Annotated in this window: 20 protein-coding genes and 1 other annotated feature; of the genes, 19 read left to right on the top strand and 1 reads right to left on the bottom strand. The window is 49.5% G+C overall.

The annotated features are described in order from the left end of the window. Positions 1-5 precede the first annotated feature (5 nt). The 5 genes from hemC to ACXAJH_RS06070 all read left to right on the top strand — a co-directional run bounded on the left by hemC (position 6) and on the right by ACXAJH_RS06070 (position 5,137). On the top strand, positions 6-935 hold the full coding sequence (hemC, locus tag ACXAJH_RS06090) for a hydroxymethylbilane synthase (RefSeq protein ID WP_474969117.1): 930 nt from the start codon (positions 6-8) through the stop codon (positions 933-935). Further along, a complete protein-coding gene (locus ACXAJH_RS06085; protein ID WP_474969116.1) occupies positions 935-1,711 on the top strand; it encodes a uroporphyrinogen-III synthase in 777 nt (258 codons plus the stop codon). The genes hemC and ACXAJH_RS06085 overlap by 1 nt, the downstream gene beginning before the upstream one ends. Before the next feature lie 2 nt (positions 1,712-1,713). Then, complete coding sequence (gene hemB / locus ACXAJH_RS06080) at positions 1,714-2,700, top strand: porphobilinogen synthase (protein ID WP_474969115.1); 987 nt, start codon at positions 1,714-1,716, stop codon at positions 2,698-2,700. Positions 2,701-2,717: 17 nt separating this feature from the next. Next, positions 2,718-4,004 (top strand): glutamate-1-semialdehyde 2,1-aminomutase, encoded by a 1,287-nt coding sequence (gene hemL / locus ACXAJH_RS06075; RefSeq protein WP_474969114.1) that lies wholly within the window; start codon positions 2,718-2,720, stop codon positions 4,002-4,004. A 173-nt stretch (positions 4,005-4,177) separates the two neighbouring features. Further along, positions 4,178-5,137, top strand: a complete 960-nt coding sequence (locus tag ACXAJH_RS06070) for a LysM peptidoglycan-binding domain-containing protein (RefSeq protein WP_474969113.1) — start codon at positions 4,178-4,180, stop codon at positions 5,135-5,137. Here the strand turns inward: ACXAJH_RS06070 and ACXAJH_RS06065 are convergent. Beyond that, positions 5,134-5,322 (bottom strand): hypothetical protein, encoded by a 189-nt coding sequence (locus ACXAJH_RS06065; protein ID WP_027955250.1) that lies wholly within the window; start codon positions 5,320-5,322, stop codon positions 5,134-5,136. The two genes, ACXAJH_RS06070 and ACXAJH_RS06065, sit on opposite strands and share 4 nt — an antisense overlap. Positions 5,323-5,448: 126 nt before the next feature. Then, positions 5,449-5,670: a binding site (T-box leader), on the top strand. Positions 5,671-5,758: 88 nt separating this feature from the next. Between ACXAJH_RS06065 and ACXAJH_RS06060 the strand changes: the two genes are divergently transcribed. The 14 genes from ACXAJH_RS06060 (at position 5,759) to ACXAJH_RS05995 (ending at position 20,887) form a co-directional block, all read left to right on the top strand. Further along, the gene (locus tag ACXAJH_RS06060) at positions 5,759-8,401 is read left to right on the top strand and encodes a valine--tRNA ligase (RefSeq protein WP_474993312.1); all 2,643 of its coding nucleotides are present in this window, start codon (positions 5,759-5,761) and stop codon (positions 8,399-8,401) included. 58 nt (positions 8,402-8,459) lie between these two features. Next, positions 8,460-9,740: a bifunctional folylpolyglutamate synthase/dihydrofolate synthase gene (locus tag ACXAJH_RS06055; protein ID WP_474969111.1), complete on the top strand. Its 1,281-nt coding sequence runs from the start codon at positions 8,460-8,462 to the stop codon at positions 9,738-9,740. Between the two features lie 92 nt (positions 9,741-9,832). Beyond that, on the top strand, positions 9,833-11,563 hold the full coding sequence (locus tag ACXAJH_RS06050; protein WP_474993310.1) for a sensor domain-containing diguanylate cyclase: 1,731 nt from the start codon (positions 9,833-9,835) through the stop codon (positions 11,561-11,563). A 154-nt stretch (positions 11,564-11,717) separates the two neighbouring features. Next, entirely contained in the window at positions 11,718-12,473 is a 756-nt protein-coding gene (locus ACXAJH_RS06045) for a prepilin peptidase (RefSeq protein WP_474993309.1), read from the top strand. 137 nt (positions 12,474-12,610) lie between these two features. Beyond that, complete coding sequence (locus ACXAJH_RS06040; protein ID WP_474969108.1) at positions 12,611-13,411, top strand: SPOR domain-containing protein; 801 nt, start codon at positions 12,611-12,613, stop codon at positions 13,409-13,411. A 164-nt stretch (positions 13,412-13,575) separates the two neighbouring features. After that, positions 13,576-14,142, top strand: a complete 567-nt coding sequence (locus tag ACXAJH_RS06035) for a Maf family protein (RefSeq protein WP_474993472.1) — start codon at positions 13,576-13,578, stop codon at positions 14,140-14,142. A 59-nt stretch (positions 14,143-14,201) separates the two neighbouring features. After that, positions 14,202-14,873 (top strand): RadC family protein, encoded by a 672-nt coding sequence (radC, locus tag ACXAJH_RS06030; RefSeq protein WP_474970422.1) that lies wholly within the window; start codon positions 14,202-14,204, stop codon positions 14,871-14,873. Positions 14,874-15,112: 239 nt separating this feature from the next. Further along, the gene (locus tag ACXAJH_RS06025) at positions 15,113-16,153 is read left to right on the top strand and encodes a rod shape-determining protein (RefSeq protein WP_474969107.1); all 1,041 of its coding nucleotides are present in this window, start codon (positions 15,113-15,115) and stop codon (positions 16,151-16,153) included. 11 nt (positions 16,154-16,164) lie between these two features. Beyond that, positions 16,165-17,046, top strand: a complete 882-nt coding sequence (mreC, locus tag ACXAJH_RS06020) for a rod shape-determining protein MreC (RefSeq protein ID WP_474969106.1) — start codon at positions 16,165-16,167, stop codon at positions 17,044-17,046. Then, a complete protein-coding gene (gene mreD / locus ACXAJH_RS06015) occupies positions 17,043-17,570 on the top strand; it encodes a rod shape-determining protein MreD (RefSeq protein WP_474969105.1) in 528 nt (175 codons plus the stop codon). The genes mreC and mreD overlap by 4 nt, the downstream gene beginning before the upstream one ends. Before the next feature lie 35 nt (positions 17,571-17,605). Continuing rightward, positions 17,606-18,292 (top strand): septum site-determining protein MinC, encoded by a 687-nt coding sequence (minC, locus tag ACXAJH_RS06010; protein WP_474969104.1) that lies wholly within the window; start codon positions 17,606-17,608, stop codon positions 18,290-18,292. Then, complete coding sequence (gene minD / locus ACXAJH_RS06005; protein ID WP_474969103.1) at positions 18,285-19,082, top strand: septum site-determining protein MinD; 798 nt, start codon at positions 18,285-18,287, stop codon at positions 19,080-19,082. Before minC ends, minD begins: the two co-directional genes overlap by 8 nt. A 193-nt stretch (positions 19,083-19,275) precedes the next feature. Beyond that, positions 19,276-20,046, top strand: coding sequence for a peptidoglycan DD-metalloendopeptidase family protein (locus tag ACXAJH_RS06000; protein ID WP_474993307.1), 771 nt, complete (start codon positions 19,276-19,278; stop codon positions 20,044-20,046). Next, positions 20,033-20,887 carry a site-2 protease family protein gene (locus ACXAJH_RS05995; RefSeq protein ID WP_474993305.1) on the top strand — a complete coding sequence of 285 codons (855 nt, stop codon included), beginning with the start codon at positions 20,033-20,035 and terminating at the stop codon, positions 20,885-20,887. The genes ACXAJH_RS06000 and ACXAJH_RS05995 overlap by 14 nt, the downstream gene beginning before the upstream one ends. Positions 20,888-20,894: the final 7 nt, after the last annotated feature.

Here is a 20,894-nt window from a genome sequence, read left to right as displayed (position 1 = left end):
CAAGCATGAGGAAAATCATTATCGGCTCTAGAAAGAGTAATCTGGCCATCACTCAGACGGAATGGGTGATCGATCAGCTGAAACAGATTGATCCATCCTACGATTTCGAAATTAAGCGGATCACGACAAAAGGGGACCAGATCCTTGATGTGACGTTATCTAAAGTAGGAGGCAAAGGCTTGTTCATCAAAGAGATCGAACAGGCGATGTATGACGGTACCATTGATATGGCTGTCCATAGTATGAAGGATATGCCGGCTGTGGTGGCTGAAGGGTTGACGGTCGCTTCCGTACCCATCCGTGAAGATCACCGCGATGCGTTCGTTTCCAACGGTCACGTTGCCTTGAAGGATCTTCCGGAAGGTGCCATCGTTGGGACCAGCAGCCTGCGCCGCGGGTCTCAGATCAAAGCGGTCCGTCCGGATCTTGAAATTAAATGGATCCGCGGGAATATTGACACGCGCCTTAGAAAGTTGAAAGAGGAAGATTACGACGCGATCGTTCTGGCCGCTGCCGGTTTGAAGCGGATGGGCTGGGATGACAACCTTGTTACAGAGTATTTGGAGCCGGAGGTTTGTGTACCTGCTGTCGGTCAAGGAGCGCTCGCTATCCAGTGCCGTGAAGAGGATAAAGAACTGCGTGATTTTCTTATGAAACTGAATCATGAATATACGCAGACGACAGTGGCGGCCGAACGGAAATTCCTTCACGACCTGAATGGCGGATGCCAGGTTCCGATCGGCGGGTACGCTTACCGGAAAGGCGATGATATCGTTCTTACCGCTTTAGTGGGAACGCCGGACGGCGAAACGATTCTTCATGAGACGGTCACTGGACAGGATCCGATTGAAGTCGGGCGTCATGCGGCTGATCTTTTAAGAGACCAGGGGGCACAGGAGATCGTTGATCGTGCCAAAGAGGAGTATGGTCAGTAATGGACGCGCCACTGCAGGGGAAGAACATCCTCATTACTAGAGGCAGATCCCAGGCGGCGCCGTTGAAAGAGCGGATTGAGGAAGCGGGCGGTGTTCCAAAACATACCCCGCTTCTCGCTTTTCAATTGAACGATCAACAGAAAAACGAACACATAGTAGAAGAACTTCACGAATTTTCCTGGATTTTTTTAACCAGTTCCAATGCCGTGAAGTTTTTTTTCAAATGGCTGGATAGGCATGGCCGGGTTCTTCCTGATCAGGTCCGTATAGCTGTCATCGGCACAAAAACAGAACGTGCGCTGCAGAGGTATGGAAGAAAAGCGGATTTTTTGCCTGCATCCTTTCAAGCGGCTAAAATGGAAGAGGAATTTTTTCAAATGTACCCGGATCCGGGAAAGCTTTTATACATACGGGGAAACCGTTCCCGGGACGTTCTTCCGGAAGCTTTTCGTAAACGTGGCGTGTTTTTCAAATCGCTGACCGTTTATGATACGCTGTTATTGACGAGTAATCAAAAAAATATTACCAGCTGGCTGGAGAACGGGGACCTGGATGCCTTGACGTTTACAAGCCCGTCCACCATACAGGCTTTTAAAGCGGTGACGAAGGGCAGCCGGGAAAACGGGTTGTCCCTGCCCTGCTTCTGTATCGGACCGACGACGGCCCGGAAAGCGGAGGCGGAAGGGTTTACCTGCGTGTTCACTCCGCCGCAGTATACCATAGAACACATGGTGGAACAGATGGTTTTCTATTTTAAGAACGAAAGGAATCGATAGGAATGAAAGATCTGCAATTTAAACGGCACCGTCGACTGCGCCGCACGGAATCCATGAGGGCGCTCGTAAGAGAAACACATCTGCGCACAGATGATTTGATCTATCCGATTTTTGTCGTCGAAGGCCGGGATATTAAAAATCCAGTAGCTTCCATGCCGGGAGTTCATCAAGTGTCTCTTGACCACTTGACGTCCGAAATGGAGGAGCTTGTGACGCGAGGCATCCGTTCAGTGATCGTCTTCGGAGTTCCTGGACATAAGGATGACGTCGGGAGTGAAGCTTATAATGAAGAAGGCATCGTCCAGCGTGCGATCCGCCAGATTAAAGAAGAGGTACCTTCCCTGACCGTCATTGCTGATACATGCCTGTGCCAGTATACCGATCACGGTCACTGCGGCATCGTTCGTGACGGGGACATCGCTAACGATGAATCCTTAACCTACATTACCCAGACAGCTGTCACCCAGGCACAGGCCGGTGCGGATATTATTGCTCCGTCCAATATGATGGACGGCTTTGTCGCAGCCATCCGCCGGGGACTTGATGAAGCCGGCTTCAGTCATATTCCAGTGATGTCCTATGCCGTGAAGTTTGCGTCCGCCTTTTACGGTCCATTCCGCGATGCTGCTCACAGCTCTCCTCAGTTTGGAGACCGCCGTGCTTATCAAATGGATCCATCTAACCGACTGGAAGCTCTTAGAGAAGCAGAGTCTGACGTCGAGGAAGGCGCTGACTTCCTTATCGTCAAACCGGCACTGGCTTATCTTGATATCATGCGGGAAGTGAAAGACCGTTACAACCTGCCTGTCGTCGCCTATAACGTCAGCGGCGAATATTCCATGATCAAGGCTGCTGCCCAGAACGGCTGGGTCAATGAAAAAGAAATCGTCCTTGAAAAGCTGACCGCTATGAAGCGGGCCGGTGCGGATTTGATCATTACGTACTTCGCTAAAGATGCGGCAGACTGGCTGAAGGAAGACCAATCATAAGAAGGAAGGTGCTGACGATGAAAAACTTTGATCGTTCCAAACAAGCGTATCAGGAAGCTGTAGAATTGATGCCCGGGGGAGTCAACTCTCCGGTTCGTGCATTCAAATCCGTAGGCATGGATCCGATTTTCATGGAAAAAGGAGAAGGCTCCAGGCTGTTTGATGTCGACGGCAACGAGTATATCGACTATGTTCTTAGTTACGGCCCGTTGATCCTCGGCCATGCCGATGAAAGGGTGACCGACGCTTTAACAAAAGTGACGGCCCACGGGACAAGCTTCGGAGCGCCGACAGAGATTGAAAACCAACTGGCTGATCTCGTCCGCGAGCGCGTCCCTTCTATTGAAATGCTGCGTATGGTCAACTCCGGGACAGAAGCTACGATGAGTGCCCTGAGAGTGGCACGCGGTTATACCGGCCGGGATAAAATCCTTAAATTTGAAGGGAACTATCATGGTCATGGAGACTCTCTGCTGATTAAGGCTGGATCCGGAGTGGCGACACTCGGCCTTCCAGATTCACCGGGTGTCCCAGCTTCCATAGCCCAAAACACGATTACGGTCCCATACAACGATCTGAAAAGTGTCCAATATGTCTTTGAAGAGTACGGGGATGACCTGGCGGCGGTCATTATTGAGCCGGTATCCGGAAACATGGGTGTGGTCCCTCCGAAGGAAAGCTTCCTCCAGGAGCTTCGCCAGCTGACCGAAGACAATGGGACGGTTCTGATCTTTGATGAAGTTATGACGGGCTTCCGTGTCGGCTACCACAGTGCTCAGGGCCATTTCGGTGTCACTCCGGATATGACCTGTCTCGGTAAGGTGATCGGCGGCGGACTTCCTGTCGGTGCCTATGGTGGGAAGCGCGAAATCATGGAACGTGTCGCGCCGGTTGGTGATATCTACCAGGCAGGGACGTTATCAGGGAACCCGCTAGCCATGACGGCCGGGTATCAGACGATATCTGCGATGACAGAGGAAGCCTATGCTTCCATCAGTGAACGTGTGGATCAGCTGATTGAGGGTTATAAAAAGGCGGCCGAAACCTATGACATTCCGCTTACCGTCAACCGCGCAGGTTCCATGGTCGGTTTCTTCTTTACCAACGAACCTGTCTATAACTTTGAAACGGCTAATCAATCAGACCTGGATATGTTCAAGAGATACTATCAGGGCATGATTCAGGAAGGTGTCTATCTTCCACCTTCCCAATTTGAAGGAATGTTCCTTTCCGTTAAGCACACGGAAGCAGACATTGAACAAACGATTGAGGCAGTCAACAAAGTATTTTCAACACTTAACTGAACGCCCCTTTTAGAAAACAGGCAGCCGTTATCATCGGCTGCCTGTTTTTTTGGGGGAGAATACCGGTGGATAGCAGGATGTTTTACGGCGATTCCTCCCATTCATGTATATAACGATATCTTCCGCATAAGGTGTTAGTAGAGAACAGGAATACCTTAGGGAGGGACTCTGGATTGCCGAATAAACAAAATGTATTTTCCTTTTATCTGGATGAATCGATATGGTTTCAGGAAGGACAGGGTGTAAGAGAGCTGATTGGTATTTCTTTAGAGCCAGATATTACGATTGAAGACCGCGGAGATGAAGTCTGCCTGAAGGGGACCGTTGATCTCGGCGGTGAATATATTCCAACGGGCCCTCAATCCGAAGCGGAGCCTGCGGGAGCTTCGGGAGCAAGGGTGATGGATAGTGTCGAAGCGCAGGATGATGGTGTCTATGTCTTTTCCCACGCTTTTCCAGTAGAGATTCGGGTCCCATTGGAGCGTGTTTCCAATTTGGATGATGTGCTGATTGACATTGAGACGTTTGATTATGAACTGCCGGCTGACCGTCAGCTCCGCCTTCACGCACAAATCACGATTAACGGAGTCGAGGAAGCCCGGAATGAAGCGGCCAATGACGATGCGTTCGATGAGCCTGTCCAGGCGGGACCTGTCAACTTCAAGGAGGAAACGCCGGAAGCCGAGCGGGCGGTTCCCGAAAAAGAAGCCCCTGTATTCCGGATGAACGGACAGGAACAAGAGGAACAGGAACAGAACGATGACGGACGTTGGTTTTACAAGAAATCACAGAGCTTTCCTGAATTTTTTGGAACAGAGCAGGAAGCTGTCCATGACATCCAGGCTTCTCCCGACAGTACGTCAGACTGGGGAGAGGTCAGTGTGGAGGAGTCCTCAGAGTCCAGTGAATCGGAGGCGCCCCCTGGTGGGATGGATGGCATCAAACAAATTTTCAAGCACTTGTTCCCTAACCGTGAGGATACGTATACCCGGATGAAAATGTATATTGCCCAGGGGGAGGAGACTTTGACTTCCATCGCTGAGAAGTATGATGTTCCAGTCAGACAGCTGGAGCGTGTGAACAGCTGTGATGAGGATGTAGCCCCTGGACAGATTGTGTATATTCCTGATTAAATCCATTTGTATTTAAAAGCCAGCCACAGACCGATGACGAGTCCGAGAAGGAAAATATCGAAGGTCGTCGGCCAGAAAATGGTACGTAAAGCCTGGAAAATCACAATCGGAAGCAGAGAGGTTTCAATGACAATCAACCACGTTTTACACCATGGTGGCAGCCGGTAGCGGTACATTCGGCTCATCTGTACACCTCGTTTCTTAAATATAGAAGCCCGCAGGCCCTGTCTGCGGGCTTCTGCATATTTTTTGTCAGACAGTTGACTAAAGACGTATGTTCTATATACAATATGTAATATAGTCTTTATACGTGAAATGCTTAGATAGGGAGTAGTACGTAATCATTTCTTCCAGAGAGGAAAACGAATGGTGGAAGTTTTCCATGAACCCTGATTATGAAAGTCGCCCTTGATGCAGCTTCTTTGAACATGAGTAGGAGAAGCCGGTTCGAAGCCGTTATGATTGTGAGTGTGCAGGAGTCTCTCCTGTGAAATAAGGTGGTACCACGGAAATCAAACCCTTTCGTCCTTTTACTGGATGAAAGGGTTTTTTTATTTTCCCGGCTGGTAAACCCCTTGCAGAGTGTAATGACTGATAACAATTAAAGGAGGAAGATCAGAAATGAGTGAACAGGATCTTTCAATGCCAACCAAATATGATCCGGCCGCTGTCGAAAAGGACCGGTACCACTACTGGGTGGATGGGAAATTTTTTGAAGCCGAAGGAGATACGGACAAAGAACCGTATACCATTGTTATTCCCCCGCCGAACGTTACAGGAAAGCTTCACCTCGGCCACGCATGGGATACGACCCTGCAGGATATTTTATCCCGTGTGAAGCGGATGCAGGGCTATGATGTCCTGTGGCTGCCCGGGATGGACCATGCCGGAATCGCTACACAGGCGAAGGTGGATGCCAAACTTCGTGAACAGGGGGTTTCACGACACGACCTCGGCCGTGAGAAATTCCTTGATAAAGCATGGGAATGGAAGCATGAATATGCGAAATTCATCCGCGCGCAGTGGGAAAAGCTCGGCCTCGGCCTAGATTATTCCCGCGAACGGTTCACGCTTGATGAAGGTCTTTCCGACGCTGTTAAGGAAGTATTCGTTACTTTATATGAAAAAGGCTTGATTTACCGAGGGGAATACATCATCAACTGGGATCCGGCTACACAGACGGCTTTATCGGACATCGAAGTCGAGTATAAGGATGTCCAGGGAGCGTTTTATCATATGCGCTACCCGCTGAAGGATGAAGAAGGATCCATCGAAATTGCTACGACCCGTCCGGAGACGATGCTTGGGGATACCGCCATTGCGGTTCACCCGGAAGATGAGCGCTACAAGCATCTGATTGGTAAAAAAGCGGTTCTTCCTATTGTGGGAAGAGAAATTGAAATTGTCGCTGATGACTACGTCGACATGGAATTTGGTTCAGGTGCTGTGAAGATTACGCCGGCTCACGATCCGAATGACTTTGAAATCGGGAACCGCCACGATCTTGAGCGTGTGCTCGTCATGAATGAAGACGGTACGATGAATGAAAATGCCGGGGCGTACAAAGGGATGGACCGTTTTGAATGCCGCAAGCAGATTGTAAAAGATCTTCAGGAGCAGGGCGTCCTGTTTGAAATAGAAGATCATATGCATTCCGTCGGTCACTCCGAAAGAAGCGGGGCTGTAGTCGAGCCCTATCTTTCCACACAATGGTTTGTTGATATGAAGCCGCTGGCGGATGCCTCCGTCGACCTTCAAAACGGAGACGAAGCCGTTCAGTTTGTTCCGGACCGTTTTGAAAAACCATATCTGCATTGGATGGAGAACACCCGTGACTGGTGTATTTCCAGACAATTGTGGTGGGGCCATCGTATTCCGGCCTGGTACCATAAAGAGACCGGCGAAATTCACGTAGGCAAAGAAGCGCCGAAAGACCCTGAAAACTGGAAGCAGGATGATGATGTCCTGGATACGTGGTTCTCTTCCGCCCTCTGGCCGTTTTCAACGATGGGCTGGCCGGATGAAGGAAGCAGTGACTATAAGCGCTACTTCCCGACCAACGTTCTCGTAACCGGCTATGACATCATCGGGTTCTGGGTAAGCCGGATGATCTTCCAGTCTCTTGAATTCACCGGCGAGCGTCCGTTCAAAGATGTTCTTATTCACGGTCTTGTCCGCGATGCTGACGGCCGTAAAATGAGTAAATCCTTAGGAAACGGCGTCGATCCAATGGATGTCATAGAGAAATACGGGGCGGATTCGCTTCGTTACTTCTTGTCCACCGGATCATCTCCAGGTCAGGACCTGCGATTCCACTGGGAAAAGGTGGAGTCTACATGGAACTTCGCAAACAAAATCTGGAATGCCTCCCGTTTTGCTCTGATGAACATGGGCGGGTTGAAATTTGAGGATATCGATCTATCCGGAGAAAAATCCGTTGCGGATCAATGGATTCTCACACGACTCAACCAGACGATCGAGCAGGTAACGACCAACATTGATAAATACGAATTCGGGGAAGCCGGACGTCACTTGTATAACTTCATCTGGGATGATTTCTGTGACTGGTATATTGAAATGGCGAAACTTCCATTGTACGGGGAAGATGAGCAGCGTATTCATACCACCCGTTCGATTCTGGCTTATACGCTGGATCAGACAATGAGAATGCTTCATCCATTCATGCCGTTCATTACAGAGGAAATCTGGCAGCACCTTCCTCATGAAGGGGAATCCATTACCCAGGCATCCTGGCCTGTCGTAAAAGAAGATTTCCATAATGAACAGGCGGTTGCTGAAATGGATCGTCTCGTTTCCATCATCCGTTCCGTTCGTAACATCCGTGCCGAAGTAGACACACCGATGTCCAAGCAGATTCAGCTTCTGATCCAGGCGAAGGATGAGGATGTTGTTCAGGAGCTCGAGAAGAACCGCTCTTATTTAGAGAGATTCTGCAACCCGAGTGAACTGACGATTGCCACCGATCTGCAGGCTCCGGAAAAAGCGATGTCTGCCGTCGTTACGGGTGCGGAACTTTACCTGCCGCTCGCAGGCCTCATCAATATCGAGGATGAGATCAAGCGTCTTGAAAACGAGTGGAAGAAATGGGATCAGGAAGTGACCCGCGTGCAGAAGAAACTTTCCAATGAAGGTTTCGTAAGTAAAGCCCCTGAGCACGTGGTTGAGGAAGAGCGGAAGAAAGAAACCGACTATCTTGATAAACGTACGAAAGTCGAAGCGCGTATTAAAGAACTGAAAGCCTAAGAGGAGAAGGAGGGTATTCTACGGAATACTCTCCTCTTTTTAAAGAGAGGGAAGACTTATGAATTACGAAGAAGCGGTGCAATGGATACACGCCAGGGAAAAATTCAAAATCAAACCGGGCTTGAAACGGATGGAATGGATGATGAAGCGTCTGGATCATCCAGAACAGAAGATATCCGCCGTTCATATAGCAGGCACGAACGGCAAGGGATCGACAGTTTCTTTCTTAAGGCATATTCTGCAGGGACAGGGTTTAGCGGTGGGGACTTTTACCTCTCCGTATATTGAAACGTTCAATGAGCGGATCAGTGTGGATGGCCGTCCGATTGCGGACCGTGAGCTCGCAGAGGTTGTCGAGCAGATTCGTCCATTGTCGGAGCAGCTGAAGCAGACCCCGCTCGGAGAACCGACGGAATTTGAAGTGATTACGGCTGCAGCTCTTCTGCATTTTTCACGGATGGACCTGGACTTTGTCCTGATGGAAACAGGGCTTGGCGGGACGTATGACTCTACGAATATCATTCATCCTGTCTTGAGTGTTATTACGAACGTCGGTCATGATCATATGAACATCCTCGGCTCTACGATCCGTGAGATTGCCGGCGAAAAAGCCGGGATCATCAAGCAGGGAGTCCCGCTCGTCACTGGTGCTTCCCAGCAGGATGCGGTTGATGTCATTGCCGCAAAAGCGGAAGAGTGCGGAGCCCGTATGTACAGATACGGGGAGGACTTTCACGCAGATCATCTGGCAAGTGGTGATGGCAGGGAAACTTTCCGTTTTATGAGTCCACCTTTCACCTCTCCTGTTTGGAAAAGCTCGCTGCTCGGGCCCCATCAGGTGACCAATGCTTCGCTTGCGATCCAGGCAGCGGAGGTGTTAAGAGAGCGGGGCGTGCCTTTGGAAGCGGAACAGTATGGAATAGCCATTGAGAAAACGTTCTGGCCGGCAAGATTTGAAACGCTCCGTTGCTGTCCGTTGACGATCGTGGACGGGGCGCATAATGAAGAAGGCACCGATGCTCTTGTGGAAACAGTGATGCGCCACTATTCAGACCGTCGCATTCTGTTGGTTTATGCAGCTTTGGAAGATAAACCGGTGGAGAAAATGTTAGGGAAGCTGAAGGAAGTGACAGATCACCTTTATGTCACCACCTTTGATTTTCCAAGAGCATTATCTTCAGAGGCTTTGCAGGAATTTTCTCCTGTGGCCCATACCGAAGCTTTTGCGGATTATAAGCAGGCAGTCCGGGAAGCAATGGCAGAAGCGGGGGAGGAGGACGTTATTGTCATCTCCGGTTCGCTTTATTTCATCTCTATCGTACGGGCATTTCTTAAGTAATGCTTGTAAAAGTGGGAATTTATAGAAAATTTTTCTATATTATATGGTAAAATATACTATAATGAACGGCGTTTACAGGCAGAGGTGATACGATGTCCAAAGAAAAAATTATTGGTGTCTGGCTGGTCTGGGCGGTCATCTGGCCCCTGGGCCTTGTACTGATCTACAACTTGGAAACGCCGGCGGTCTCCGGAAGCCGGATCAACCTGGTGATATTTGCGCTGCTTACGGTCATTGTGGCTTTGTTTCCATTGCGGATCGGAGACCACCCGGTGTTTTTTACACAGGGAGTAGCTTTCGCCGTATTTCTCCATTACGGGCTGTTTGCAGAAATCGTCATTTCTCAAATTGCTTTAGGGGCGCTGCTCATCAAAGTGAGGCTGAGCAGGCATACGATGTACAGAATTCCCATCAACCAGCTTATGTTTCTGATGATCTCTGTTTTTTCCGCACTCCTTTATGAAGGGCTCGGCGGCGGACATGGTCCTGAGGCTGTGGATGAATTTCATGACCTTTTTCCTATCGTTTCCTATGCCGTCTCCCAGATTGTGTTGAACCAGCTTTTTCTATCGGCCATCTCCAAATGGCTGTATAAACGGCCGTTCAAATGGCTGGATCAAGGGTTGTTATGGGATGTAATGACAGCGGGGCTGGTGCTGCCGATCGGTTTTGTCCTCTTCGTTGTTTTCCTCCCATTTGGAATCAGTGGGATTTTCTTTGTTGGTATTCCTTTTGTGTTCATATCAGGCATGCTGATGATGTATCATAACAGCAGTCAGGTGAATGAGTATTTGAAACGGGCGAGCCGGATCGGCCATGAATTGACAGGCGAGCTAAGCGTGACAGAGGTGCTGAACATATTTGTCGATCACATGTCGGACCTTCTTCCGCTGGATCATTTGTATGTGTTTGATGTGAAGGAAAGGGGCCGTTTGAAACTGATCCGTTTTTTCGACCGGTCGGGCACGTTGGAATTTCCTCCGGTTACCTTGCAAAAAGGGGAGAGTGTGAGTGGGCATACGCTCCAGGCTGGAAAAGGGGCCTACTACAAAAAGCGGACTGAATGGAGAACGCTGGAAAGTCCTTATATACCCGACGCTTCGGAAAGTGTCTTATCCGTTCCGGTCGTCCGGAATAACGAGACGGTTGGTGTGATTACGGTATATTCAAACCAAAAACGGGCGTTTTTGCAGTTTCAGCTTCTCATATTGTCCATTTTGGCCAACTATCTCGGTGTAGCCATTGAGAATGCACGTCACTATGAGAAAACGAAAGCGGAAAGTGAGCGCTGTGCGCTGACAGGCGTTTACAATTACCGCTACTTCGATGATTTTATGAAGCAGTCGTTCCTAAAGCATGAGGAAGATGGACGGGAACCGGTTTCGCTGATCCTCCTGGATATTGATCACTTCAAAAAGGTGAACGACACGTATGGGCACGAAAGCGGAAATGAAATTTTGATTGAACTCGCCGGTCGTCTAAAGGAAGCAGCCGGGGAGGGCATGACACTGGCGCGTTACGGAGGAGAAGAGTTTGTTTTTCTTCTGCCTGGATTCGACGAAAAAGCGGCTCTTGCTTTCGCCCTTCACATCCAAGAGGTCATAACGGAGGCTCCGTTTACCGTAGTTGAACATATTTTGAAACAAGAGGGGCCTGTTTCCGTACAAGTCACCGCAAGTATCGGTGCGGCCTCCTATCCTGACCCGTGTGAGGAACCCCTCGACTTGATTCGTCAGGCGGACAGGGCGATGTACGTCGGAGCGAAACAGAGAGGGAGAAACAAAGTTGCGGGATATAAAGATTTGATGCAGCCAGTCCAATAAAAATTTATTGGACTGGCTTTTTATTTTCTTGAGACAAACCGGGGGATGTGGGCTATAATTTTTATGATCCTCTGCTTTTGAACCCACCGCCTGATCAAACTCCCTTCTCTCCTTTTTTAACAGCTTTTCATTTCTTATAAAAGGAGATCCGCGCATGTATATCCTTTTCTCTTTCTACTTTTTCCTCGCTGGAACCATCTTAGGCTCTTTCTTTCATGTGGTTGGGGTGCGGCTGCCTCAAAACACTCCGTTTATCCTATCAAGATCTGCCTGCCCGGTTTGTTCGACGACGCTGCATGCCAGAGACTTAATTCCTCTCGCTTCCTACACGCTCGCCAAAGGGAAGTGCCGCCATTGTCAAACACGCATTTCTCTGGTTTACCCGGCCGTAGAGCTGATCACGGGCGTCCTGTTTCTGTCTGCCTATGGTCAATTCGGGTGGTCGGTAGACGTATTGGAGGCTCTCCTCCTGCTTTCATTGGCGGTCATCGTGACCGTCAGCGACGTGAAGTGTATGATCATTCCCAACCGGCTTCTAATGTTTTTTGCCTTTGCGTTTGTCGTTCTGCGGTTGTTTTTTCCTCTGAGTCCGTGGTATGCCTCGCTGCTTGGCGCCTGTACCGGCTTTACAATTGTACTTATAATCATTGTTCTGAGCCGCGGAGGGATGGGGGGAGGTGATATGAAACTGCTGGCCGTGCTCGGTTTGTTTTTCGGGGGCTCGTTGACCCTCTTGACGTTCTTCCTGGCTGTGACAGCAGGAACTTTGATCAGTACATTTCTGCTGGCTGCCAAGGTGATCAGCCGCGGTCAGCCTTTCCCTTTCGGCCCGTTTATCATGGCCGGGGCCGTCATCAGTTTTTATTATGGTGACGCTGTACTGGCATTTTACGTGCAAAGCTTTCAATAACAACGAACTGCAGGGGTAAAGGAGAGAAGAGGAGCTTATGAATGAGCTGAAATTGTCGAAGCGGCCCCGACAAAATTAAGCATGGTTTTTATTTCTTCTGTGATAGGGTTGGGACAAACGTTGCAGGAGTGATAACCATGGATTCAAAAAAGAAAATTTCAATTTCATTCCGGCCTGAGAACGGTTCAAAAAACGAAGTGGTCCGTACTCAAAATGAACAGGCGGCGGCTGTGGATCAAGATAAGAAAAAAGATAAGCGGGCCACTCCTGTTTATCCACTTCCTGTGAAAAAGAAGTGGCGGATCCCTGGATCCTACCGGCCGGTCCTTGCTACGGCAGTGATTGCCCTCCTGCTCAGTCTGGGGATTGGTTTCGTGCTGCTGCGGATGTTTGTTTCCTTGACGGATGTCACCACGGCAGGGACAGAAACTCTTCATTCTCCTGAAGCACCGGCCGGAGAGGTACAGGGGGCAGAAGGCGGGTCTGAAAACCAACTGCCGGCCAGTGCGGCAGCCACGCTGGATACATACATTGTCCAGGCCGGTGCTTTTTCTACAGAGGGAAAAGCCGGCGAGTGGCAGAGCCGTTTGAACGCCCAGTCCATCTCGTCAGTCATTTGGAAGCGGGATGGGCAGTATTTTCTGTTTGTCGGAAGTGCTTCTTCCAAGCAGGAGGCTGCTTACATGGCAGAAGAGATGAAGTCTAAAAGTATCGAAACCTATGTGAAACCGTGGGTCGTGACCATTGAAAAAGAGCTTCCTCCGGCGCTGCAGGAAGGAATGAAAACCCACACCCTCGGTTCAATCGATGAGTCCCAACGGAAGGAAATCGCCAAAGCGGCCGGCGAAGAATCCGCCCTTGGCCAGGCCCTTATAAACTGGGAGTCACAGGATGAGAACAACCTGAACTGGCTGAAAGTCGCAAAATCCCTGGAATAAGCGGTTCATTGTAAAAGAAGAGTGGAAAAAGGAAGTTTGCTCACGCAGCCCTTCCTTTTTTCATATCCGGGAATTCGAAAAGGCGGATGTTTCGGTCATCTGCATTTCCGGTTATTTTTAGTATGATACATGTAACCCCATGGATAGAAAGGATGTTTGTTGTGATGAAGACGCTTGTGCTCGGCTCTCAATCCCCCCGTCGGAAAGCCTTGCTGGAAATGGCGGGGGCTTCCCCGCTTATCCGCCCCTCCTATACTGATGAAACGCTGGAGCATGTCATGTCTGCCGAGGAAGCAGCCGCTTTTCTTGCGGAACAAAAAAGCGCGGCTGTCCAATTGAATGAGGAAGAGGTGCTGCTGACTTCAGATACCGTCGTATCCATAGACGGAGACCTTTTAAGTAAGCCTGCTGATACCAGTGAAGCCCGTCGTATGCTGGAAAGGATGAGTGGACGGACGCATCAAGTGTACACAGCTGTATGCCTGCGGACCCTGAAGGAGAAACGGACCTTTACAACGGGGACGGATGTAAGTTTTTATACGTTGACGGACGAGGAGATTGATCACTACCTGAACACGGAAGAGCCCTGGGATAAAGCGGGCGGGTATGGGATTCAGGGAAAGGGCGGCCTGTTCGTCGAGGAAATCAAAGGGGATTATTACAACGTTGTCGGCCTCCCCATCGCCCGTGTCATCCGGGAGTTGAGAGCGTTTGGCATCTTCATCCATTAACAGCTTATTCCCTGGGGAGGATTGAGAAAGGGTGTGAATTTTTGACAACGCCAAACGTAATGATTAAAGATGTTCCAAAGCAGGACCGCCCGCGTGAGAGGTTGATTGAACTGGGACCGTCCCACTTGTCCAACCAGGAGCTCCTCGCCATCCTTCTGGGGAGCGGAACGAAACAAGAGTCCGTGATGGAGCTTTCCAATCGTCTCCTCGTTCATTTTGAAGGGATGACCCTGCTAAAGGATGCGGCCATTGAGGAGCTTACGGCCATCAAGGGCATTGGAGCCGCCAAAGCAGTGCAGCTTCTGGCGGCGGTTGAACTTGGGAAACGGATGCACAAAATGAAGCCGGCGGAACGCTATATGATCCGGAGTCCTGAAGACGGAGCGGATTTTATAATGGAGGAAATGCGTGATTTAAAGCAGGAGCATTTCATCTGCTTGTTCTTAAATACAAAGAACCAGGTGCTTCACAGGCAGACCATCTTCATTGGGAGTCTAAATGCATCCATCGTCCACCCTAGAGAAGTATACAAAGAAGCGGTGAAACGTTCCGCAGCCTCGATTATCTGTGCCCACAACCATCCCTCCGGAGACCCTACACCGTCCCAGGAAGATATCCAGGTCACCCAGCGACTGAAAGAATGCGGGAAAATGATCGGCATCGAACTGCTTGACCACATTGTTATTGGTGACCGTACATTCATCAGCCTGAAAGAAAAAGGCTATCTATGAATGGTCGCGCTTTCTTTTCGTGGTCTTACCAAAGGCTTTCGTATGTTTCTGGAAAAAGTTTAATAGGGATTGTTGTACCACTATCTATTTTTGTAGTTTTTTCGTATAATTGAATAGATGAAAAAGATGAGCGCCATTTATAGGATCTTCTTATAAATCGGCGCTTCTTCTAATCAGACAATTTTGGGGATGTCTCACCCCCGCCTGAGGAAAGCGGGCTCTTAGAAAGGAAGATAGTATTGGGGATTTTTGGATTCTCTCAAGACCTCGGGATTGACCTGGGTACAGCGAATACACTTGTATTTTTGAAAAATAAAGGGGTTATCGTCAGGGAGCCTTCTGTCGTAGCCAAAAACTCTCAAACTGGAGAGATTGAAGCTGTAGGAAATGATGCGCGGAATATGATTGGAAGGACACCCGGATACATAAACGTGATCCGCCCGATGAAGGACGGGGTCATTGCTGATTATGATACGACGGCGCAGATGATGAAGTATTACATTAAAAAGGCGTTGAAAAACCGTTCTTCGTTCGCAAGCAAACCGAACGTTATGGTCTGTGTACCGTCCGGGATTACCATGGTGGAGGAAAGAGCTGTTGTAGATGCAACGAAACAGGCCGGTGCCAAGGAAGCCTATCCGATTGCGGAGCCGTTTGCTGCGGCTATCGGGGCAGGCCTGCCGGTTTGGGAGCCGACAGGAAGCATGGTTGTCGACATCGGCGGCGGAACGACGGAAGTAGCCATCATTTCCCTAGGCGGGATTGTGACGAGCCAGTCCATCCGTGTAGCCGGGGACGAAATGGATGACAACATCATCCAGCATGTGCGTAAAAAATATAACTTGATGATCGGTGAGCGTACAGCCGAAGACGTAAAAATGGAGCTTGGCGGCGCCGGTGAAGTCAAGGATATCGAGGAAATGGATATCCGCGGCCGCGACCTTTTGAGCGGTCTTCCAAAAACGATTACGATTAAGAACGATGAAATTTATGAAGCCATGAAAGATACGGTCGATTCGATTATAGAAACGGTGAAAAACACATTGGAGAAAACCCCGCCTGAACTTGCTGCGGACATTATGGAACGCGGCATTGTCCTGACAGGAGGCGGCGCTCTGCTTAAAAACATCGATACAGTCATCAGCGACGAAACCAATATGCCGGTCTTTATAGCGGACGAACCGCTTGACTGCGTAGCCATCGGAACAGGGAAATCCCTGGAATACATCCATCACTTCCGCTCACAGCCCAATGTGGCCAGCCGGGCGAACATGGAGTAAACGAATAGGTTATGCCTTCTTTATTCCGCAGAAAAAGACTGATGATTGTATTGCTTGGTTTCATAGTACTTGTCACGTTAATTGGATTTTCCATCCGTGATCGGGATTCTCTCAGCACACCTGAAAAATTCCTTCAGGATTCGGTCGGATGGATGCAGACGATTTTTCATAAGCCGGTCAGCTTCGTAGATACGACGGTTGAGAACGTACAGGACATGTTCAACGTATACGAGCAGAACCAGGTGCTGAAAACACGCCTGTCTGAATATAAAGGTGTAATTCAGGAGAATCAGCGTCTTACCAAAGAAGTGGACGAACTTCAGGATACCCTCGGGAAGTCTGAGGGGCTCAGCGATTATTCCTCGATTCAGGCGACAGTCATCGCCCGAAGCTCGGATCGATGGTTTGAGCAGATGACCATCAACAAAGGCGGGGAAGATGGTGTGGAAAAGGACATGGCGGTCATGACGAGTGACGGTCTCGTCGGAAAAGTTAAATCGGCGGGAGCCTTCCATTCCACTGTACTGCTGCTGAGCGGATTTGACCGCTCCAATAAGATTTCCTCCTGGGTGGTCCGGGAAGATAAGGAAGAAGCCTTCGGGTTGATCGAAGGTTATGATGATGAATCGGGTCGTCTTCTCCTTGAAGGCATCAAGCTTGATGAGGAGCTGGAAGCCGGGGACACGGTTATATCCTCAGGGCTTGGAGGTGTCTTTCCAAGTAACCTGAGAATTGGTACGGTCGAGGAAGTGGTGAATGATCAGTATGGTCTGACAAAAACCGCGTACGTGGAACCGTTTGCTGATTTATTCGACATCAACCACGTGATGGTGGTGGATCGTTCAGTGGAAACGATCGATACAAGCAGTGAAGCGGAGGGGGATGAATCATGAGCCGGTATGTCATCCCGCTTTTCTGCCTTTTCCTTCTTGTGATGCAGGGGATGGCAATGAGCCTGCTTCCTGCGAAGCTTGTCTATTCGGATCTCCTGATCACCCCTCACTGGATATTGATCTTTTTGTTTATCATCGCGATTTTTTACGATAAGGATCATACGTACCACGCGGTCTGGTACGGTCTTCTCTTCGGCTTGTTGATTGATGTCGTATACACAGGGGTGCTCGGGGTGTACATGATCACCTACACCCTGATTATTTATGTGGTTCACGGGTTGAAAAAATTGGTTCATGCCAATTTCCCGGCCGCTTTTTTACTTGCAGTCATCGGCCTCATACTGGCGGATGTCCTTCTTTATATCGTGTATTCGTTCGTTCAGATTACGTCAATCAGCTGGGTGGACTATGGTCTGCTTCGTCTGCTGCCTACACTGGCGGCGAATATGATCTTTTTCACCCTGCTTTATCCGCTCGTGAAGGAGAGGGCATATGATTGGTCGGAAGAAATCAGTAACGTTTAGTGTAGTGAATGTCTAAGGTCTTGAGGTGATTGCCAATGTCGGCGAATGGTCAGAGAATCATGATTAAAGGAACGAGAGATGGATTGATCTTGAAATTGGATGACCAGTGTTCATTCGATCGGCTCCTCCGGGATCTGCAGGATAAGCTGTCCATGAATGGAGTCACGGAAGATGAGCCGATGATCCGGGTCATTATTCAAGTCGGAAACCGCTACTTGACAGAAGAGCAGAAAGAAGAACTGTCTGCCGTTGTCCGTGAAAAACAGAAGCTCGTTGTAGATAAAATCGAATCGGACGTTTTGACAAAAAAGGAAGCGTTGGATTGGAAAGAAAACACTGAAATTACCCCCGTAGCCAGAACCGTCCGTTCAGGACAGGTCGTGGACGTGAAGGGTGATCTGCTTCTTGTCGGAGATGTCAATCCGGGCGGCCAGGTGAATGCCACGGGAAACATCTTCGTCATGGGGCGCCTGAAAGGGATTGCCCACGCCGGTTGTGAAGGGGATACGGCTGCTGTGATTGCGGCTGCTTATATGCAGCCCAGTCAGCTGAGAATTGCCGATCAGCTCAGCCGATCTCCGGACTATGAGTCTGAGGGCGTGTATATGGAATGCGGGTTTATTGATAAGGACTTTCAGAAGATTCGTATTGATCGGTTACAGGAAGTTGTAAAGAAGAGACCGAATCTCGTAAGTTTTGAAAGGAGAATGATCAATGGGTGAAGCGATTGTCATTACCTCTGGAAAGGGAGGCGTCGGAAAAACGACTACAACTGCCAATCTGGGGACCGCTTTGGCCTTGCAGGACAAAAAAGTCTGCTTAGTTGATACTGATATCGGTCTCAGGAATTTAGATGTTGTGATGGGGCTCGAGAACCGGATTATCTATGACATTGTGGATGTCGTAAAAGGGCGCTGTAAAACGAAACAGGCACTGATTACAGATAAACGCTTCGAATGCCTTCACGTGCTGCCGGCAGCACAGACCTCTGATAAATCGGAGGTCACGCCGGAAGGCATTAAAGCCATCGTAGAGGAACTGAAGCAGGACTATGATTATGTGGTGATTGACTGCCCCGCTGGTATTGAACAAGGCTATAAAAATGCCGTAGCCGGAGCAGATAAAGCCATCGTCGTTACAACGCCGGAAAAATCAAGTGTTCGTGACGCTGATCGGATTATCGGACTGCTTGAGCAGGAAGATTTGGAAGCGCCGAAACTGGTCATCAACCGGATTCGGAACCATATGATGAAAAATGGGGATATGATGGATGTGGATGAAATCGCCAACGTGTTGTCCATTGATCTTCTCGGTATCGTCATTGATGATGAAGCCGTCATCAAGGCATCCAACAGTGGAGAGCCTGTTGCGATGAAGCCGAACTCTAAAGCGTCGTTAGCCTATCGAAATATTGCCCGCCGGATTCTGGGTGAAACCGTACCCCTGTTGAGTCTGGAAGAGGATAAAGGCGTGCTGGCTAAAGTGAAACGGTTCTTTGGAATGCGCTCCTAAATACGAACCGGCGTCATCAAACGGCGCCTGGAAGCTGTCGAGAATACTCTCGACAGCTTTTTTATATGCAGGCATGTCCCACCGAGAAGGAAGCTGTAACGACACCGGCTCTTCTGAAGCGAGAAAGGATTAATAAACCAACCCCTTGTCCCATAGAATAATAGAAAAAAGGGCCATAGAGAGGGGTTTGAGTGTGAATAAGAACATAAGAGATGTACGGAGGAATATAGCTGGCCGGAAGAAAAAGAGGCTGGACCGGCAGGCACCGCGGACAGGTCCGGTTTATCAGCCTCCCCAGGATGAGGAGGTCCATGGGTTTCCGCCGTTGATAACCAATGATGTTGATGTGGGCCCTCCAAGGGAACCAGCAGAAAACAGCCGGAGCAGCCGGATCGGCCTGCAGGTGTTCTTTTCTGTACTGTTATTTGCCGTCATGGCCGCTGGTACACATTCCAGTGCCGCCCTTTTGAAAGCACCAGCGGACTGGGCGGCTGGACAGATGACGGATGAGTTTCCATTTGCTAAAGTTACGGCCTGGTACAATGACCGGTTTGGGGATCCTCTGCAAGTTATGAAACCGAAAGAAGAGCAGGTGGAAGAGCCCCTTGCCATGCCTGTGAACGGAACAGTGACCACCCCTTTCCAAAACGATGGGAAGGGCATCATTTTGACGACAGCCAGTGATTCCAAAGTGCGCGCTGTCAGAGAAGGAACGGTCGTGTTTGCCGGAAATGACCCCGACTCAGGAAAGACGGTTGTCCTGCAGCACCAGGATGGCACGGAAACGACCTACGGCTATTTGTCCGAGATCGATGTGTATTTGTATGAAAATGTTCAGTCTCAGGGTGGACTCGGTTCTGTGAAAGCAGAAGAGGGAGAAACGGCTGAATTTTTCTTTGCCATAGAAAAAGACAACACGTACCTGGATCCGGTTCAGGTGATTAAAGTAAATGAAGGATCTTAGGGTGGCCGGCTGGCTTCATATCCACCCTCTTTTCTTTCTGCTGGCTTTCTCAGCTATTCTTACAGGAGCCATTCTTGATTTTATTCTTTTATTCTCCATCGTCTTCATTCATGAAATGGGTCATTTTTGGACGGCCCGTCATTTCAACTGGCGGGTGGAAAAGCTTGAAATCTGGCTGTTCGGCGGAGCGGTTGTCAGTGAGGAGCACCACACCCGCCCGTTTAAGGAGCAGGCAGCCGTCGTCCTCGCAGGGCCCCTTCAGCATCTTTGGATCTATCTTCTTCTTTACGGCATTGCAATGGGGGCGGGACCGCACCCTTTCATAACGACGGCCTTGTTTTACAACACCTTGATCCTGTGTTTTAACCTGTTGCCTGTATGGCCGCTGGATGGCGGCAAACTCATCTTCTATTTCTTCTGCCGGATGTACTCCTTCCAAAAGAGCTTGAAAAGGACGCTTCTTTTTTCTGCGCTCATTTTGACAGCGGCGGCCGGGTGGTTGTTCCTTGAACAGCGGTGGACGCTTGCAGCCGTCCTTCTCACAGCCTTTCTCATTACAGAACACGTTCTGGAATGGAGGAAGCGAGCGTTCAGCCATATGCGCTACCTGCTCTTCTGCGCCTATCAAGACAGGGAAGGGATGAAGACGGAATACCAGCACGTGTCTCCGGATATGCGGATCATGGATGCTGTGAAACACGTCCGTCCCAACCGGAGGGTGAAGTATATATTGAAACAGGCGCCCCACTTTTATATAGTAGATGAACAGGAATGTCTGCGCGCTTATTTCGAAAATAAGCAGCCGTACTTAAAGTTTAAGGACATCCGCCAATTTGCTTAAAAAGAGG

This window comes from Halobacillus sp. ABD4_316, from assembly GCF_056161385.1.
This window is presented reverse-complemented; position numbering and strand designations above follow the sequence as displayed.

Coding starts and splice junctions, on each gene's coding strand:
- ACXAJH_RS06050 (WP_474993310.1), top strand. CDS start 9,833: ATGTCCAAAGAAAAAATTATTGGTGTCTGGCTGGTCTGGGCGGTCATC.
- ACXAJH_RS06055 (WP_474969111.1), top strand. CDS start 8,460: ATGAATTACGAAGAAGCGGTGCAATGGATACACGCCAGGGAAAAATTC.
- mreD (WP_474969105.1), top strand. CDS start 17,043: ATGAGCCGGTATGTCATCCCGCTTTTCTGCCTTTTCCTTCTTGTGATG.
- mreC (WP_474969106.1), top strand. CDS start 16,165: ATGCCTTCTTTATTCCGCAGAAAAAGACTGATGATTGTATTGCTTGGT.
- ACXAJH_RS06065 (WP_027955250.1), bottom strand. CDS start 5,322: ATGAGCCGAATGTACCGCTACCGGCTGCCACCATGGTGTAAAACGTGG.
- minD (WP_474969103.1), top strand. CDS start 18,285: ATGGGTGAAGCGATTGTCATTACCTCTGGAAAGGGAGGCGTCGGAAAA.
- ACXAJH_RS06060 (WP_474993312.1), top strand. CDS start 5,759: ATGAGTGAACAGGATCTTTCAATGCCAACCAAATATGATCCGGCCGCT.
- ACXAJH_RS06085 (WP_474969116.1), top strand. CDS start 935: ATGGACGCGCCACTGCAGGGGAAGAACATCCTCATTACTAGAGGCAGA.
- ACXAJH_RS06035 (WP_474993472.1), top strand. CDS start 13,576: ATGAAGACGCTTGTGCTCGGCTCTCAATCCCCCCGTCGGAAAGCCTTG.
- radC (WP_474970422.1), top strand. CDS start 14,202: ATGATTAAAGATGTTCCAAAGCAGGACCGCCCGCGTGAGAGGTTGATT.
- ACXAJH_RS06045 (WP_474993309.1), top strand. CDS start 11,718: ATGTATATCCTTTTCTCTTTCTACTTTTTCCTCGCTGGAACCATCTTA.
- hemL (WP_474969114.1), top strand. CDS start 2,718: ATGAAAAACTTTGATCGTTCCAAACAAGCGTATCAGGAAGCTGTAGAA.
- hemC (WP_474969117.1), top strand. CDS start 6: ATGAGGAAAATCATTATCGGCTCTAGAAAGAGTAATCTGGCCATCACT.
- minC (WP_474969104.1), top strand. CDS start 17,606: ATGTCGGCGAATGGTCAGAGAATCATGATTAAAGGAACGAGAGATGGA.
- ACXAJH_RS06040 (WP_474969108.1), top strand. CDS start 12,611: ATGGATTCAAAAAAGAAAATTTCAATTTCATTCCGGCCTGAGAACGGT.
- ACXAJH_RS05995 (WP_474993305.1), top strand. CDS start 20,033: ATGAAGGATCTTAGGGTGGCCGGCTGGCTTCATATCCACCCTCTTTTC.
- hemB (WP_474969115.1), top strand. CDS start 1,714: ATGAAAGATCTGCAATTTAAACGGCACCGTCGACTGCGCCGCACGGAA.